Origin of the sequence: Halomonas sp. R57-5 (assembly GCF_900070345.1) — a bacterium.
GTDB classification, from domain to species: Bacteria; Pseudomonadota; Gammaproteobacteria; order Pseudomonadales; family Halomonadaceae; genus Vreelandella; species Vreelandella ventosae_B.
Map to the genome: position 1 here is coordinate 1790511 of NZ_LN813019.1, position 16473 is coordinate 1806983.

10 protein-coding genes are annotated in these 16473 nt (G+C 58.2%); 5 read left to right on the forward strand and 5 right to left on the reverse strand.

Features of this window, described 5'->3' with window-relative positions:
* Window positions 1–191 precede the first annotated feature (191 nt).
* The gene (locus HALO_RS08195) at window positions 192–716 is read left to right on the forward strand and encodes a hypothetical protein (protein ID WP_035584255.1); all 525 of its coding nucleotides are present in this window, start codon (window positions 192–194) and stop codon (window positions 714–716) included.
* A gap of 284 nt (window positions 717–1000) precedes the next feature.
* Here the strand turns inward: HALO_RS08195 and recD are convergent, their stop codons facing one another.
* The 4 genes from recD to HALO_RS08215 are packed head-to-tail and all read right to left on the reverse strand — an operon-like array spanning window position 1001 to window position 7762.
* The gene (gene recD / locus HALO_RS08200; protein WP_035584252.1) at window positions 1001–3274 is read right to left on the reverse strand and encodes an exodeoxyribonuclease V subunit alpha; all 2274 of its coding nucleotides are present in this window, start codon (window positions 3272–3274) and stop codon (window positions 1001–1003) included.
* A gap of 20 nt (window positions 3275–3294) precedes the next feature.
* Window positions 3295–7050, reverse strand: coding sequence for an exodeoxyribonuclease V subunit beta (gene recB / locus HALO_RS08205; protein WP_035584249.1), 3756 nt, complete (start codon window positions 7048–7050; stop codon window positions 3295–3297).
* A gap of 55 nt (window positions 7051–7105) precedes the next feature.
* Window positions 7106–7414 (reverse strand): nucleotidyltransferase family protein, encoded by a 309-nt coding sequence (locus tag HALO_RS08210; protein ID WP_035584246.1) that lies wholly within the window; start codon window positions 7412–7414, stop codon window positions 7106–7108.
* A gap of 54 nt (window positions 7415–7468) precedes the next feature.
* Window positions 7469–7762, reverse strand: a complete 294-nt coding sequence (locus HALO_RS08215) for a nucleotidyltransferase domain-containing protein (protein ID WP_035584243.1) — start codon at window positions 7760–7762, stop codon at window positions 7469–7471.
* Window positions 7763–7882: 120 nt separating this feature from the next.
* Between HALO_RS08215 and pncB the strand changes: the two genes are divergently transcribed.
* Window positions 7883–9064 carry a nicotinate phosphoribosyltransferase gene (gene pncB, locus HALO_RS08220; RefSeq protein WP_035584240.1) on the forward strand — a complete coding sequence of 394 codons (1182 nt, stop codon included), beginning with the start codon at window positions 7883–7885 and terminating at the stop codon, window positions 9062–9064.
* Between the two features lie 53 nt (window positions 9065–9117).
* On the opposite strand, the gene recC is transcribed toward pncB, so the two are convergent.
* Window positions 9118–12735, reverse strand: coding sequence for an exodeoxyribonuclease V subunit gamma (gene recC, locus HALO_RS08225; protein ID WP_035584238.1), 3618 nt, complete (start codon window positions 12733–12735; stop codon window positions 9118–9120).
* 175 nt (window positions 12736–12910) lie between these two features.
* On the opposite strand from recC, the gene HALO_RS08230 reads away from it, so the two are divergent.
* The 3 genes from HALO_RS08230 (at window position 12911) to chrA (ending at window position 16416) form a co-directional block, all read left to right on the forward strand.
* On the forward strand, window positions 12911–13342 hold the full coding sequence (locus HALO_RS08230) for a hypothetical protein (protein ID WP_035584235.1): 432 nt from the start codon (window positions 12911–12913) through the stop codon (window positions 13340–13342).
* Window positions 13343–13427: 85 nt separating this feature from the next.
* Window positions 13428–15110, forward strand: a complete 1683-nt coding sequence (ilvD, locus tag HALO_RS08235) for a dihydroxy-acid dehydratase (protein ID WP_035584233.1) — start codon at window positions 13428–13430, stop codon at window positions 15108–15110.
* Window positions 15111–15222: 112 nt separating this feature from the next.
* Complete coding sequence (gene chrA, locus HALO_RS08240; RefSeq protein WP_172821665.1) at window positions 15223–16416, forward strand: chromate efflux transporter; 1194 nt, start codon at window positions 15223–15225, stop codon at window positions 16414–16416.
* The last annotated feature ends 57 nt before the right edge of the window (window positions 16417–16473 follow it).

The window sequence follows — 16473 nt, forward strand, 5'->3', positions numbered from 1 at the left end:
GCTAGTGATGGTATCATTATGATTCGGAAACCATATTCACATATAAAGCCGCGAAGATCGTTAGCCTTAGTGCCTTAGTGCCTTAGTGCCTTAGTGCCTTAGTGCCTTAGTGCCTTAGTGCCTTAGTGCCTTAGTGCCTTAGTGCCTTAGTGCCTTATGGGCTATCGCTTCGCTCAACATAATGCATCTTTATGACAGCGTTGCATAGACCAAAAGTAGCGATAGCTATCTTAGCTATAGTTTACTTGTTATCATTCGTTATCATGTCTGAATCTAATGTTGGTTCGAATTTGGCAATGATCTTTGGCATAGTTGTTCTTATCATACCTTATTTAGTTCCTTTGGTTTGGCTAGGTAGTTTTAAAAGCCGCACTAAGTATCTAGATCCGGTGTGGGTAAAAGTTGCTCTTGCATTCGTGAGTGTTGGATATTTGGCAGTTTCGACCTCATGGGCATCTGCTGTGCTAAATGAGGCTTTTCATGTCCCAGCTTCAAATTTTCCAATCACTCTTGCGATCATCACACTTGTGTACTTGCCTACCCAGTTAATTTTATTAGTAATTTTTGGCATTGTTTTGATGTCGTTGTTCGCTAATGTAGCTGTCTTTTGGGCTATTTTTTCCAGCAAAAATTGGAAGGAAACACTAAAAAAATTGTTTTCTAATCTTTTTAATAACATATCTCGGTTTTTTGCACGGAAGTTCTGGGTTTTTTGATAAAAATATGAGCCATGTCGCACAACTAATCGCAGTGAGTTTAGACTTCGATGAAAATCATCAATGCACTAACCTCAATAATACTTCTGTAGCTAAGGTGTCACATGTGGGTAATGGTAATGTAATTATATTTAATCGGAACCGGACTGAATATAAAAATTTTAATGGTTTATTCGAGTTTGCGAAGTGTGAGTTCTGGCCAGAAACTTAGTGAAAAGGCTATTTTTGATATCTGTATCGCTGTCCGTCTACAATGCTGCATTAAAAATGTAAATTAAAAATACTTAAGCATAGGTTTTAACCTCGCCAGATCCACTCACCCGCATAACCTCCCTAGTAACCGCATCATTCAATATCCCACGCTTAGCTTCGATCACCGTAAGCCAATCGCGGGCGCGGGTGATGCCGGTGTAGACCAGTTCTTGGGTGAGAATTGGGTTGGGCGTTTGCGGTAGCAGCAGGGCGGTGTGCTGGAATTCCGAGCCTTGGGATTTGTGTACCGTCATGGCGAACACGGTTTCTACTGCGTGTAGGCGGGAGGGCAGCACCCAGTGGATCGGGTTTTCCGGGTCACTGGTCGGAAAGGCAACGCGCAGTAACGATTTACCCGGCGTGCGCGGGTCAGGCGCGGCGAGGGTGATGCCGATATCGCCGTTCATCAGTTTCAGACCGTAGTCGTTTTGGGTGACCAAGACCGGGCGGCCTTCAAACCAGCCTTTTTCCAGCGTGTGGTCGTTGCCGAACAGCAGCTTTTCACTGCGTAACGTTTTGGCTATGCGCAGGTTTAAGCCTTCTACTCCCCACGGGCCTTTGCGTAGCGCGCATAGCAGCTGAAAGCGGCTGTAGGCGTTGAGTACTTGCTTAGCCCACGCATCGTAAACGTCTCTGTTCTCTTCAAACGCCAGTGCCGTATCAAGCCGCTCACTATCTAATGTGTTTAGGTAGTGACAGTAGCCGGTGGGGGGGGCAATGGACTCGCCCTTGAAATTGGTGCGGCCTTCGCCTGCGTTGGGAAAGCGTTCCGGGCTGCCGGTGATCACCAAGCGCTCCAGGGCGCTGTCTTCGTTTTGTGCGTTTGGCTTCAACACCAGGTGGTGCAGGTCGGCGTAGCTGTTATTCAGTACGCCATGCACGGCTTGGTGTTTATCCCGTTCCCGCAATGCCTCACTTAGCGGCTGGTTAATCGCCTGGGCGAGCTGGCCGATGCCGCTTGTTTCAGTAAAGCGGTGGCTTACCCGCAGCATGGTAATGGCTTGATCCAGCGGCTGGCCGTCCGGGTCGATTAATACCTTTGGCAGCGGGTGGTCGGTAAGTTCGGAAAGCCACTTTGCCGTGGCGGGGGTGTAGTGGGCAGCGTCGGCGCGGCGGCATAGGTCGCCCAGCACGGCGCCTGCTTCTACAGATGCCAGCTGGTCTTTATCCCCCAGCAGCACTAGCTTGGCGCTGGCGGGTAGGGCGCTGAGCAGCGCCGTCATCATTTCGATATCCACCATTGAGGCTTCATCTACCACCAGCACATCCAACGCCAGCGGGTTGGCGGCGTTATGGCGGAAGTGGCGGGTGTCGGCTCTGGCACCTAATAAGCGGTGAAGTGTGGTGACTTCTGTAGGGATAGTGGCTTGAAGCAGCTCTGTGGCCTTTTCTTCGCCAGCTAAAGCTGCCTCCCACAATGATATTAGCCCTTTGAAAGGTAGCTTGCTCACCTGCCCGGCGATGGATTCATTTAGCCGTGCGGCGGCTTTGCCGGTGGGGGCGGCCAGGCGGATGCGCAGCGGATGGGCGTTGGGCTGGGCCAGTTGCAGGGTTTGCAGCAGGGCCAGCAGACGCACAACCGTGGTGGTTTTACCGGTGCCGGGGCCGCCGGTGATGATCGCGAAGGGGCTGCGGGCGGCTAGGGCGCAGGCAGTTTTTTGCCAGTCTATGCTGTTGCTGGCGGGGAATAGCGTATTCAGCGCGCTTTTTAGTAACGGGCTATCCGCCTGGCTATCCACACTAACCCGGTGGGCTATTTCCTGGTGCAGGGTTTGCTCGAACTGCCAGTAGCGGCGCAGGTAGAGCCGGGTGGTGAGCGAGGAATCGCTTTTCACCAAAGGCGTATTGCCGGGGCCGTCGCTGATCAGTGTGGGGTGGTTGAACGCGGCCTGCCACTCGGGCAGCGTTAGCGTGGTCAGTACATGGCTGGGCAGCGGCGGCGGGTCGTTCAGGTCGTCGCCTTCCGGCGGCAGCGAAAGCGCAAAATCCGGCGCTTCCAGGGTGGAGGCTATATCCAGGCAGACATGGCCACGGCCAAGCTGGTGGCTGGCCAACGCTGCGCCTAGCAACAGCAGTGGCGGGGCGTTTTGGGTTTCACGGTCGAGAAAGCGCACCAGGGCCAGATCCAGATCCCGCAGCCAGCCACGGGAAACCCAACGCTCACACAGCAGGAATAGCGCGGCTGTGTCGCTTAGCGCGGGGTGCGGCTGGGTAGCACTGGCGGCTGATTCTGTCGGTGGTGTTACCGATGCGGTTGAATCAGGTGCAGCGGGCGGCGCCTCATCGGCGAACAGGTCTAGGTTCATAGATTGTGTGTCTCTATTGCTCATACCAACGCCTCTAGGCCTGTTTCTGATACTGCATCTGCTGCCGTGCCTGTAAACAGTGCATCCAGTGCTTCAATCAATGCGACCGGCGCAGGCACAGCGTGTACGCCGCGGGCGGTGGTGCGGCTGCCGCGCAGAAATACCGTCATCGAGCCGCCCAGGTGTTGGTGCGGGTCGTAGTCGGGCAGGCGCGCTTTCAGCAGCCGATGGAGGGCGAGCATATAAAGAGCTGCTTGCAGGTCGTAGCGCTTTTCGAGCATGGCATCGCGCAGAGCGTCAGTGGTATAGGCGCTGTCGTCGCTACCCAGGTAGTTGGATTTCCAGTCGAGCACATAGAAGCGGCCTTCATGCTCAAAGGCGAGGTCGATAAAGCCCTTGAGCATGCCGTTGAGGGTGTCGGCATCCAGCGCGGGGCGCGATATTCCAGGCAGTAAGTGGTCACTGACCAGTTCGTCCAGCTTGCGGGTTCCTACATGGTGCGCGGTAAACCAAAACTCCAGCTCTACCTGATAGCTTTCGAGTTCGCATAGCGCCACCTGGCTGCCTTCGCTGGGCTGTGACTGTTGTTGTAGGAGTGGCAGGGGAAGCGGCGTGGCGAGCAGCTCTTCAAACCAGCCCGCCAGGGTGACGTGCCACGCCTGCCAGCCGCGCAGCTGCACGCGCCGCCGCAGCATATCTTCTCGGGCAGCGGGGTCTTCTAGCGCTTTGTTGAAGCCCAGTTGGCCCGCCCACTCCAGCAATCCATGCAGGAAGGTGCCGGGGCCTGGGCCACGTGGAAACCGGTGCAGGTGAAACGCTTCGGTGTTGATGGCGTTGTCGTGGGGCTCGTCCAGCACTTCCAGGGTGGTGGCTTCCTGGGGGGTGGTGGGTTCCGGCGCGGGCGTTGTCAGCGGGGTGGTGCTAGATCCAGAGACGGCCCCAGAAGTACGCAGCGCCGAGTAGCTGGCGATCCACCACTGTTCTCGAGCGGGGCGTAGCGGGGTGCGGGCGTGGCCCAGTGCCTGCTGCTCCGGCGCCGGGGTGAAGCGCAGCGCGGTGGGTTCCGGGGCGTCACTTAGCGCAATATCGCTGCCTTCCACCAGCTCGCCTAGCGCGTGGGTAAACGCGCCGGGGGCGATGGCCTTGCCGCCGTTGATCAAGTGGCCGATGGCGCTGTTCTCGATGCCTTTTAGCGGCGCCAGCCCCAGCCAGGTGGCGTGGCGGGCGCGGGTGAGCGCCACGTAGAGCTTGCGCAGGTCTTCGCCCAGCCGTTCACGGTCGGCGGTGGCCAGCGTTGCTTCATCGGCGCTTAGGCTGAGTTGCAGGTTGCCTTCGCTATCGTGCCAGCGCAGCGGCAGGTCGGTGTCGCTGACCGGGCGGTGGTTGGCGATAAACGGCAGGAACACCAGCGGGTACTCCAACCCCTTGGATTTGTGAATGGTCACTACCTTGACCAGATCGGCATCGCTCTCGAGGCGCAGCTTGTGGCTGTCGCCGTGGCTATCCGGGTCGGCAATGGCTTCGGCCAGAAAGCGAATCAGCGCGTGTTCGCCATCCAGTTCCTGGCTGGCGTGCTGCAGCATTTCACCCAGGTGGAGCAGGTCGGTTAGCAAACGCTCACCCTCGGCGAACTCGCCCAGTAGCCGCGCGGCGATATCAAAATCGACCATCAAACGGCGCACCAGCGGCAGCACACCTTGGCGCTGCCACAGGCGGTGGTAGTCGCTGAACTGCTCGACCCGCGCTTCCCAGGCCAGCTCGCTCTGGTTGAGGTGGTCTAACTCTTCAAGACTTAGCCCAAGTACTGATGTTGCCAGGGCGGCGCGCAGCTTGGCTTCCGCCTGGCGGGAGTTGGCCTGGGGTTCGGCGCAGGCGCGCAGCCAAATGGCTAGCTGCGGGGCAATGGGGGAACTGAACACCTTGTCGTGATCGGAAAGGTAGACGCTCTTAATGCCTCGGCTGGCCAGCGCCAGTCGAATCGCCCGGGCTTCCTGTAGGCCGTTGACCAACACTGCCATGTCCGAGGGGGCCAGCGGAGTGAGTCCGTTATCGTCACTGTCATCAGCGGCTTTCGCAAAGCCCGCTTGCTGTTGTCGGCCTGCTTCCAGAAGTGCGGCCATGTGCGAGGCGCAGCGCTCGGCCATCTCGGTTTGGTAGGCGGTTTTGGAAAGCGGCTCTTCGCTTTCAAGTGGCCACAGAGTCATAGCTGCTAGCGGTTTGCCGTTGAGTACCAGCGTCTCCTTGGTGCCTTTGGCGTTGACAGGGTTGAACGGCAGCGGGTTGTCGCCGCCATCGGCACGGAACAGAAAGGCGCCGGCATCGTGCTGGTCAGCGTAGCTGAAGCAGTGGTTGACCGCCGCTACCATGGCGCGGCTGGAACGGAAGTTGGTGCCTAGCGTGACGTGGCGGCCATCGGTGTCTTGGCGGGCCTGCAGGTAGGTGAAGATATCCGCGCCGCGAAAGGCGTAGATCGCCTGTTTGGGATCGCCAATCAGCAGGATGGCGCTGTCGCGGCGGGGCGATGCAACGTCATACACGGCGTTGAAGATGCGGTACTGGATCGGGTCGGTATCTTGAAACTCGTCAATCAGCGCCACGGGGAACTGGCGCTGGATCTGCGCGGCCAGGGCCTCTTTGTTAGGGCCTTTCAGGGCGCGATCCAGATGGGTGAGCAGGTCGTTGGGGCCCATCTCGGCGCGGCGTTCCTGTTCGCGCTCCAGCCGGGCGCGGCACCACTGCACGGCGTGAATCAGCAAGTCGTTGCGCGGCTCGGGCAGGGCATCCAGTGCTTTCGGTAGCTGTGCCAGCGCTTGCCATGCCTGCGGGCAGGGCGGTGCGCCCTCTTTCCAGATATCCGCCATGCCGTCCGGCGTCATGCGTTTCCAAGCGGCGTCGGTGAGCGCGGGGCGGTCAGCATCCGTTTCGCACCACTCGCGCAGTGCGCCTAGCCAGTTGGCGCGGCTTTTGGCGTTGAAGCTTTGGCCCTTGAAGGCTTTGCGTGTGGCGGCCTCTTCCAGGGCGGGTACCAGCTCGTCCAGCCAGGCGGCCCAGGGGGCTTTGAGCTCGCTGAGCTGGGCGGCGCGTTCGGCCTGGGTGGCGGCCAGGGTCTCTCTGGGCTCGGGCTTTTCGTCGCCCAGCGCTTCGCTTTCGGGCAATAGCCGTTGTAGCGGGGCGTGCAGGTCGTCGGGTGATTTCCAGTAGCGAGTGACAATGCCGAGGGCGTCACTGTCCAGCGGGTAGTAGAAGCTGCGCCAGTAGTCGCGCACCACTTCCTGTTCCAGTTCGCGCTGGTCGTTTTCCAGGTTGAGGGAGAACAGGCTGCCGCTGTCGAAGGCGTGTTCGCGCAGCATGCGGTAGCACCAGCTGTGGATGGTGGAAACCGCAGCTTCGTCCATCCACTCGGCAGCCAGGGCTAAGCGCCGTGAGCAGGCGGGCCAGGTGGCGGGGTCGTATTGGTCGCGGAGTTGGAGGAGTAGTGGATCTGCCCCTCCTTCTACGTCCTCAGCTCGAAATACTTCTGCTGCTTCTACCAGTCGATTGCGGATGCGTTCGCGTAGCTCTTGGGTGGCGGCGTTGGTGAAGGTGACGACGAGGATTTCCGGCGGCGTGAGCGGGCGGATAAACGCGGTGTCATCGTCAACGCTGTGACCGCCGAGCACCAAACGCACGTAAAGCAGGGCGATGGTGAAGGTTTTACCGGTGCCAGCACTGGCCTCTATCAGTCGGCTGCCGTGAAGGGGGAGGCTCAATGGATTGAGGGGGGCGGGCTGGCTCATAAGAAGATACTGTTAATTTCAGCGGAAAAATCTTGCCTAGAGATGAACAACTGACTCATGCCGCTTCCTCATTTTCAATCGGGCTCGACTGTGCCAAGGCTATTGCTTGGAAGGGTGTGGGTTCAGCCGTCGAGACATAGGTCACGATATCCACCGGTAACTGCAAGCGCTCTTCAAGGGCCATTTTAAGTTCGGCACAAGCAAGCAGCGGAATCGTTGTCTGGGAGATCAAGAGTAGATCCACATCGCCGCCTCGCTTTGCATCATCAAGACGCGAGCCAAGCACATGAACGTTGACAACTGTGCCCATGAATTCGTGCACGCCTGAAAGAATGATGGCACGCTGCGCTTGAGTAAGACGCATGAAGACAGCTCCTGCTTGTTAAAGTCTAGTCCTGACTGAATGAGCCGCGGCTACTTAATCAATAGGCAGAGCTTCAGCTAAGGCTTTCGCCTGGAGCGGGCTTGGTTCATCGGACGGATCATAGGTTACAATGTTAACCGGCAGCTTAAGATATTCTTCTAGTATGCCTTTGAGTTCGTCGCAAGAAAGCTCGGAGATCTCTGTCTTGGAGGTCAACAATAGATCTACACTGCCGCCTAGCTTGGTATCATCAAGTCGTGAACCGAAGACAAGAACTTCCACATCAGCATCAATATACTCTTCCACCCCGGAGAGAATGATTGCGCGATGTGTTTGAGTAATGCGCATGAAGTCAGCTCCTTAACTGTATGACAGCCCCGCCACCTGATAATCTTATCGCCGAGCCACTTTAGGTGCATTTTAGTTTACGCTACCGGCGGCTTCGGTTCACTCTAACGATGGGATCTCATGCTGACATCGCTGCTGGATAATGACTTCTATAAGATCACGATGCAGAACGCCGTGATCAAACGCTTTCCTTATGCCCATGCGCGCTACGCCTTTATTAATCGTGGCGAGCATGCTTTTCCTGACGGCTTCGGCGCCGAACTTCGCCGCGAAGTCGATAAGATGGCATCGCTGCGCTTGAGCGATGAGGAGAAGCGCTATCTCGAAATAACATGCCCTTATCTCGACCCTACGTATCTCGATTTCCTCGCCGGTTTTCATTACAACCCCAGCGAGGTGACTGTAGAGCAGCAGGGGAGTGATCTTTCGGTGATCATTGAAGGGCCCTGGTACCGCACCATTCTCTGGGAAGTGCCGCTGATGGCGCTGATCAGCGAGCTCTGGTATCGGCTGCGTGGCGTGACGATCGCGCCTGACGCTGATGCGATGATTGAGCAGCACGCCCAGGAGAAAATCGAACTTTACCGCCGTTTAGGGCTGAAAATTGCTGAGTTTGGCACCCGTCGGCGCTTCTCTTCTGACGTTCACGACCGGGTAGTCGGTGCGCTTAGCCACCACGGCGGTGAGGCCTTCAGCGGCACCAGCAATGTGCTGATGGCCATGCGCCACGGCGTTAAGCCGATCGGCACCCACGCCCACGAGTGGTTTATGTTCCACGGTGCCCGCTTCGGCTTCAAAATGGCCAATAGTCTGGCGCTGGAGCATTGGGTTGATGTGTACCGGGGGGATCTGGGAATCGCCTTAACGGATACCTTTACCTCGCGGGCCTTTTACGACAGCTTCGATAAGAAATTTGCCAAGCTGTTCGATGGCGTTCGCCACGACAGCGGCGATCCTATCGAGTTTGCTTCCCAGACCATCGAGCACTACGAGCGCTTGGGCATCAACCCGCTAAGCAAGACGATTATCTTCTCCGACGCGCTAACACCGGAGAAGGTCGAGCGGATACATGCCTTCTGCAAAGGTCGCATCGGCATGGCGTTTGGTATCGGCACCAACTTCACCAACGATGTAGGCGCTGAACCGATGAACATGGTGATTAAGATGGTCGAGGCGCGGCCGGAAGGGCAGGGCTGGCTGCCGGTGATCAAGCTTTCCGACGTGGCGGAAAAGAACACCGGCGACCCGGAAATGATCGCGCTGGCGAAGCGGGTATTGTCGCTGAATGGGCAGATTATTTAGCCTGTGGCTGGTTGCTTTCGCTAATCGTTTATTCCTGGTTCGGTAACGTTAAATCACCCCTTTACCGAACGGTGCAGCGGCGCGTAGAGCGCCTCGGTCAGCGTGACAAAGCTATGCCCTAGGGCGCGCTCGTTAAACAGTCGCTCAAAACTCGACCATTGGTGAGAAAGGTAGGCGCTTTGGGTGACTTCGCCGGTTTGGAATCGGCCGCCTTCGTAGGCGGTTTCGGCGGCGGCGTAGGCGTCGCTATCGGTCTCACTGTCAGGCGTGCCAAGCTTAGCCAGCCAAGCGAAAGCGGCCTGGGGGGCCAGCGGTAGCGGGGCCTGCATGCCATCGCACCAGGCGTTGAGCATGTTTTGTAGCTGGTAGTGTGCATTCTCGGCGTCTAGCGGCTCCAGCCGCACATGGCCCGCTTTTGAGAGTAGCTGGGTGGTCATTGGTCGTTCAATATTGCCCGCCAAGTGAGCGACCCAGGGGCGCAGCAGGTGCTGCCAGCGGTACTGACCACGGCCACGCCCTTGGCTGACCAGGCTACTGCTGAGCAGTAGCAAGCGGCAGCGGTTGCCCGCGTCATCCTGGCGAAGCTCTCCCAGCCAGTCTTCCAGCGTTACCTTCCCGGCAGCTGTTTCAACAACATGCACCGCCTGGGGCGCTGCGACTACCTGGGGCCACTCCTGCAGTGCTTCTTCGTAAGCGCCAAACAGCGCCTCCATCGGTTCCGCCAGCGCTTCACGCATCCGTTCACCAAAGGCGCCCACTGCCAGCACGCCCTGGCCTTTGAAGCGCTCTAGTGCTGCATGCAGCGCTTCTATTCTTGGTTGGCCGTTATCCACTGCATGGCGCTGGGCGGCGATTAACTGATCCTGTAACTGCCAGTTTTGTAGCCCGTCCAGGGTGAAGGGCTCTACATCCAGTTGAGTGAGTTCTTCCTGCTCGAAATAGACGCCCAGGCGGTTATTGAAAAACGCTTTGGCCGGTTCGCGCAGAAAGCCGCCTAGCTGGGCCAATGTTAAGGTGCTTTGTTGCTCGGTGTCCGGTTGAAGCGACGGTGGCTCGGAGCCTTGGGCGTTTTCGCTACGTGGTGCGTGCAGGGCGTGCCATTCATGTGCATAGGTAAACAGCCGCGCCTGGGCGGGGGAGTCGCTGGCTTGGGAAGAGAAGTAGCGGCGGCTAAAAGGCTGCAGCGGGTGCTCGGTGGTTAACGCTTCCAGCAGCGCCTCGCCATTTTGCGTGTGCCAGCCCGCTTCCAGGTGATCGCGTAGTTGGCCGACCAGCACCGAGGGCGGCATGGGGTTGTTGTCGATCTGACTGCGGCCGACCCAACTGACATAAAGCTGCTGGCGGGCGGAGAGCAGCGCTTCCAGAAACAGGTAGCGGTCGTCTTCGCGCCGTGAGCGGTCGCCGGGGCGGTAGTCGCTGCCCATCAAGTCAAAGTCCAGCGGCGGCTGGGAACGGGGGTACTCACCGTCGTTCATGCCCAATAAACACACACGCTTAAACGGAATGGCGCGCATGGGCATTAGCGTGGCGAAGTTGACCGCTCCCGCCAGGAAGCGCTGGGAAAGGCTGTGCTCGTCGATTTGCCCTAGCCAGTGTTCGCGCACCATGGAGAGCGGCAGGGGATCAAAAAGCTCGGCTTCTTCGGTGCTGTCCAACAGCTGCTGTAGTGCGGTTTCGAGCTTGGTGAGCATCACGCTTTCTTGAGCGTCGTCGGTCAGGAAGTAGGTTTCCAGCAGTTCACGCAGCCGGGCCACCCAGCTGGCGGCGTCGGTGGGCTGGCAGAAGGTTTTCCAGGTGCTTTCCAGTTTTTCCAGCAGATTTGCCAGCGGGCCTGCCAAAGAGGCTTCCAGCCCGCCGATATCATCGAATGGCTCGATKCCTTGCCACGCCTCGGCACTTCCCACCGTATACCCCAGTAGCAACCGGCGCAGGCCAAAGGCCCAGGTGTTCTGGGTTAGCCCTTCGGGTAGATCCAGCCGGGTGCGCTGTTCGGCATTGAGCCCCCAGCGGATACCTGCACCCTCAATCCAGCGGCTGAGCGTAGGCAGGTCGTGTTCATCGATGCCAAAGCGTGTGCGCAGGGCGGGGACTTCCAGCAAATCGAGCAGATCGCTCACCGAAAGGCGCAATTCCGGCAGGCGCAACAATTTCTCCAGCGCGATCATCATCGGCAGGCGGTGGCGGCTGGCTTGATCCGAAAGGGTGTAGGGGATGTAGCGCGGGTCGTCGGGTCTAGCGTTCGCGTTGTAGCTACCGAAGGCGGAGCGGTACTGGCCGAATACGGCTTCAATATGGGGCGCGTAGCGGTCGATATCCGGCACCATGACGATGATATCCCGCGGGCGCAGATCCGGGTCGGCGCTGAAGGCCGCCAGCAGCTGATCGTGAAGTATCTCCACTTCCCGCTGGGGGCCGTGGGCAATATGAAACACGATGGAGTCGTCGCTGACCGGGTCTAGCGCGGGCCAGTGGGTTTGGGTCTCTGCTACCGGGCGCAGCTCGCGGATATCGTCTTGGAGTTGGCTGAGTAGGCAGTTGCGCTCTTCGCCGCTAAAGGGCTCGAACATATCGATTCGTAGCGCCTGCTGCTCAAATAGGGTTTGGTAGTTGCCCGCGTCGTCGTGTTCGTCGAGCAGGCGCAGGTAGTCGCGGCCTTGCTTGCCCCAGGCGGCCAGCAGCGGTTGGGCGTGTAGGTGCAGGGCATCGCTGGCGTCACCGGTGCCCAGCACGTCCAAAGCGTCGGGCATGCCAGCCTTGCGCTGCTGGCGGTAGCGGCTGGCGCGCAGCAGGTCTTTGTGCTCAATGATATCCGCCCAGTAGTACTGGCAGGGGTTGTGCACGCAGAGCACGATCTGGCAGCAGCGCGACAGCGCCGCCAGGGCTTCTAACGTCTGTTGCGGCAGCGATGAGATGCCGAAAATAATCAGTCGCCGGGGCAGGCCGGGTGGGCACGCTTGGCCTTCAAGCTGAACGGCGGCTTCCAGAAAGCGGCTGTGCACCTGGGCGCGGCTGCTGTTAAGGCCTGCATCGCCAAGATTATTAGCCACATCATCGCGCAGTGCGCGCCACAGCTCTGGCTGCCACAGCTGGTGTTCTTCCAGCGGGCGGGCTTCGCCACGGGCGGTGATCAACACATCGTTGCCCTTGGCCCAGGCGTCCAGCCAGTCGGCGCGATACACCTGGTACTGATCGAACAGATCCGCCAGACGCTCGGCCAGCTGGTAGTGCTTGCGCTGGTCGCGATCCACTTCTAAAAAGCGTGCTAGCGGCGCGAAGGCTTCCTGCTCGGCAAGGCTGGGCAACAGGCGCAGAAGGCGCCATATCAACCGCGACTTATCGAACGGCGAGGTTTCAGGCACCGCGTGGTCGTCATTGGTTAGCTGCGTTAGCACCGTTCGGTAGGCCTGCCATAGAAAGCGCGCGGGCAGGGTGACGTTCAATGCCGCGGCTATGCCCGCACCGCCTTGGGCCGGGTCTTCTGCTAGCGCTAGCTTTAGCCACTGCCCGATGCCGTTGCTCTGCACCAGAATGGTCTCGTTCTCCAGCGGCGAGAGCGGATGTCGGCGCATCCACTCCACCGCCAAACCGCGCAAATCTTCCAGGCGATTGGCATGCACCACCATAAAGCCCGGCGTTAGCGGCGTTTGCGTGAGCAGAGAGTTTGCAGACATGCACGATTCCTTAATGGATGGTCCCTCACGGCGGTGGCGGGGCGACTAAGTGTATGGTGCCATAAGTTTAGTTCTGAAGCTTGAAACCCTAGCGTCCTGTTTGAGAGCTGCTATGATGAATATGTGATGCATATAAGTTGTATATTGGTTGTATAGGCGTAGCAGGAGGTTGCCGATGGCAATGGGCAATGTAAAAGAATCACTTAATGAGCCTTCCGGGTATCTTGTGCCTGATTCGTTCGAGCGGTTTTTGGCTGACTTGAAGGGCGTTGCTCGAGAAGAGCGTCACCCATTGATTAACCCGAAGTTGTTTGCCAGTGCATTGAGCATCGATATTCAAACGCTTGCTAGTCAAGCGCATGTTCATCGTACGACAATCTCACGTGCCCAGGGGGCAGAAAAACTCCAACGTTATCTTCGTGATGCACTTCGTGTGCTCGGTGCAGCGGCGGATATTAATGGTGACTTTCATGACGCTCTGTTTTGGTTTCGCAACGAGCCGCTTAGCGCATTTGACTATAAAACACCCGAGCAACTCGTGAGTGAAGGGCGCTCAAATGACCTTCTGCGCTATGTTCAGTCGCTGCAAGCAGGAATGGTGGGATGATGTTTTGCCACCTCTTCTCTTGCGCGAACGCCGTGGCATCGCCAAGCTATGCGGATACCGTGAACAACGCTAAGAGAGATTTCTAATGTCTGATTCATCGCAAAACTCCCGCCGCCACTCTTCCCAAGTGGTCGATGGCCCAGGCAAAGCCGCCAGCCGCGCTATGCTGCGCGCCGTGGGCTTTAACGACGAAGATTTCAAAAAGCCTCAGGTGGGTATTGCCTCTACCTGGAGCATGGTGACGCCCTGCAATAGTCATATTAATGAACTGGCCGAGTTTGCCCGCGATGGCGCCGATGCGGGCGGTGGTAAGGGTGTGATTTTCAATACCATCACCATTTCTGATGGTATTGCCAACGGCACCGAAGGTATGAAGTACTCGTTGGTGTCGCGGGAGGTGATCGCCGATTCCATCGAAACCGTTGCTGGCTGCGAAGGCTTTGATGGTCTAGTCGCCATTGGCGGGTGCGATAAGAACATGCCGGGCTGCCTGATGGGGTTGGCGCGTTTAAACCGCCCCAGTGTGTTTGTTTACGGCGGCACCATTATGCCTGGCAAAGGCCATACCGATATCGTTTCGGTCTTCGAGGCCATGGGTGCCCACTCCCGCGGCGATATGGATCTTATCGAGCTTAAGAACATCGAAGAAACGGCGATCCCTGGCCCTGGCTCCTGTGGCGGCATGTACACCGCCAACACCATGGCGTCGGCCATTGAAGCTTTGGGCATGAGCCTGCCGGGCAGTTCGGCGCAGAACGCTATCTCTCAGGAGAAACGCGACGACTGCAAAGCGGCTGGCGAAGCGGTACTGGCGCTGTTAGCCGACGATATCAAACCCTCCGATATTATGACCCGCGAGGCGTTTGAGAACGCGATTACCGTGGTGATTGCCCTGGGCGGCTCCACCAACGCGGTACTGCACCTTATCGGCATGGCGCGCACCATAGGCGTTGAGCTTACCCTTGCTGACTTTACCGAAATTGGTAAGCGTGTGCCGGTGCTGGCAGACCTTCGCCCTAGCGGCCATTACATGATGAGCGAGCTGGTGGCGATCGGCGGTATTCAGCCGCTGATGAAGATGCTATTGGATGCTGGCCTACTCAATGGCAACTGCTTGACCGTCACCGGCAAAACGTTGGAAGAGAACCTTGCTGAGGTTGAGCCTTATCCCGCTGAACCACCAATTATTGCTCCGCTCGGTAATCCGATTAAAGCGGAAAGCCATCTGCGCATGCTTTACGGTAACCTGGCACCAGAAGGGGCGGTTGCAAAGATTACTGGTAAGGAGGGCACTCGCTTCTCTGGTTCAGCGCGGGTATTTGGCTCGGAAGAAGAGGCACAGGCGCGCATTAATGATGGCACCGTCGTTGCCGGCGATGTGGTGGTGATTCGCTATGAAGGGCCGAAAGGTGGCCCCGGTATGCGCGAAATGCTGACCCCGACCTCGGCGATTATGGGCCGCGGTTTGGGTAACGACGTGGCGCTGATTACCGATGGGCGTTTCTCTGGCGGCAGTCACGGKTTTGTGGTCGGCCATGTGTCGCCGGAAGCCTTCGACGGCGGCCCGCTGGCGCTGGTGGAGGATGGCGATACCATCACCATTGACGCCGAAGCAGATACCATCGACGTGGATCTCTCTGATGAAGAGCTGATGCGCCGTCGCGCTGCCTGGCAGCAGCCAGAGCCCCGCTATACGCGTGGTGTGCTGGCTAAGTATGCGCGTTTGGTCAGTTCGGCCAGCACCGGGGCGGTGACCGACCAGGAGTAATCCGCGTTGCCGTTATGAGCGTATCCTCATGAACGCGCTGTCATAAAGAATTAAAGCGCAAGGCTTACTATAAGAGCCTTGCGCTTTTTTATTGGGATAACAGGTGGCCGAAATGGTGGAGCAATCGCAGGCACGCGGGCGTATAGGTGAGGTGTTTTGGGTGTTTTTAGCGTTCGGCTTAACGTCCTTTGGCGGCCCGGTAGCGCACCTGGGGTATTTTCGCACGGCCTTTGTGGAGCGCCGCCAGTGGTTAACTGAAAGCGCCTACGCTGATCTAGTGGCGCTGTGTCAGTTCTTACCGGGGCCCGCCAGCAGTCAGGTGGGCTTTGCGCTTGGCCTACTGCGCGCAGGCCCTTGGGGGGCGGCCATGGCGTGGCTGGCGTTTACGCTGCCCTCGGCGATCATCCTGGTGCTGTTTGCGTTTGGCGCGGCGGTGCTGGATGGCCCCATTGCCAGTGGCATTATCCATGGCTTAAAAGTAGTGGCGGTGGCGATTGTGGCCCACGCGGTGTGGGGCATGGCGCGTAATCTTTGCCCGGATAAAACCCGCACGGGCATTGCGCTTGCGGCGGTATTTGCGGTGGTGCTAGTCAGCGGCCCGCTGGGCCAGGTGTCGGCGATTGTATTGGGTGGCTTAGCCGGGCTAGCGCTGTGTCGCGATAGTGCTGCTGTCACAGCAAGTGAATCGCTGCATTTTCCAGTAACGCGCAAGGCAGGCATGGTGGCGCTGGGGATGTTCGCCGGGCTGTTAATTCTGCTGCCGCTATTGGCGGGAGTCGCCGCTTGGCTGGATATCGCCGACGCGTTTTATCGTTCAGGTGCATTAGTATTTGGCGGCGGTCACGTGGTGCTGCCGCTGTTGGAAGCAGAAGTGGTGCAGTCGGGCTGGGTGACGCCGGATGAGTTTTTAGCCGGTTACGGCGCCGCCCAGGCGGTACCGGGGCCGCTGTTTACGTTTGCTGCTTACCTGGGAGCGCTGCTGCCCGGCATTAATGGTTTAGTTGGTGCTTTGCTAGCGCTATTGGCCATCTTCATTCCTGGCTTTTTGTTATTGGTGGGCGTGCTGCCTTTCTGGAATCAATTTCGTCAGTGGGGCAGTGTCCAGGCACTGATGCGCGGTGCCAATGCAGCGGTGGTCGGCATTTTAGGCGCAGCGCTTTATCAGCCGGTGTGGACGAGCGCGATCATTGGTGCAGAGGAGTTTGCGCTGGCGCTTACCGGTTTCTTGCTATTAACCGTATGGAAGCTGCCCGCTTGGGTCGTGGTGGTTGTTGTAGCGTTTGGGGGGATTGCGATTGCGCCATGAGCCGTCATTACGAACGAAGTGAAGTAATCTCGGGATTGGGGTAAGCGTAAAAAAACT

Bases quoted from the DNA above. Each gene is read 5' to 3' on its own strand.
- HALO_RS08195 (WP_035584255.1), top strand. From the start codon at position 192: ATGACAGCGTTGCATAGACCAAAAGTAGCGATAGCTATCTTAGCTATA.
- recD (WP_035584252.1), bottom strand. From the start codon at position 3,274: ATGAACCTAGACCTGTTCGCCGATGAGGCGCCGCCCGCTGCACCTGAT.
- recB (WP_035584249.1), bottom strand. From the start codon at position 7,050: ATGAGCCAGCCCGCCCCCCTCAATCCATTGAGCCTCCCCCTTCACGGC.
- HALO_RS08210 (WP_035584246.1), bottom strand. From the start codon at position 7,414: ATGCGTCTTACTCAAGCGCAGCGTGCCATCATTCTTTCAGGCGTGCAC.
- HALO_RS08215 (WP_035584243.1), bottom strand. From the start codon at position 7,762: ATGCGCATTACTCAAACACATCGCGCAATCATTCTCTCCGGGGTGGAA.
- pncB (WP_035584240.1), top strand. From the start codon at position 7,883: ATGCTGACATCGCTGCTGGATAATGACTTCTATAAGATCACGATGCAG.
- HALO_RS08230 (WP_035584235.1), top strand. From the start codon at position 12,911: ATGGCAATGGGCAATGTAAAAGAATCACTTAATGAGCCTTCCGGGTAT.
- chrA (WP_172821665.1), top strand. From the start codon at position 15,223: ATGGTGGAGCAATCGCAGGCACGCGGGCGTATAGGTGAGGTGTTTTGG.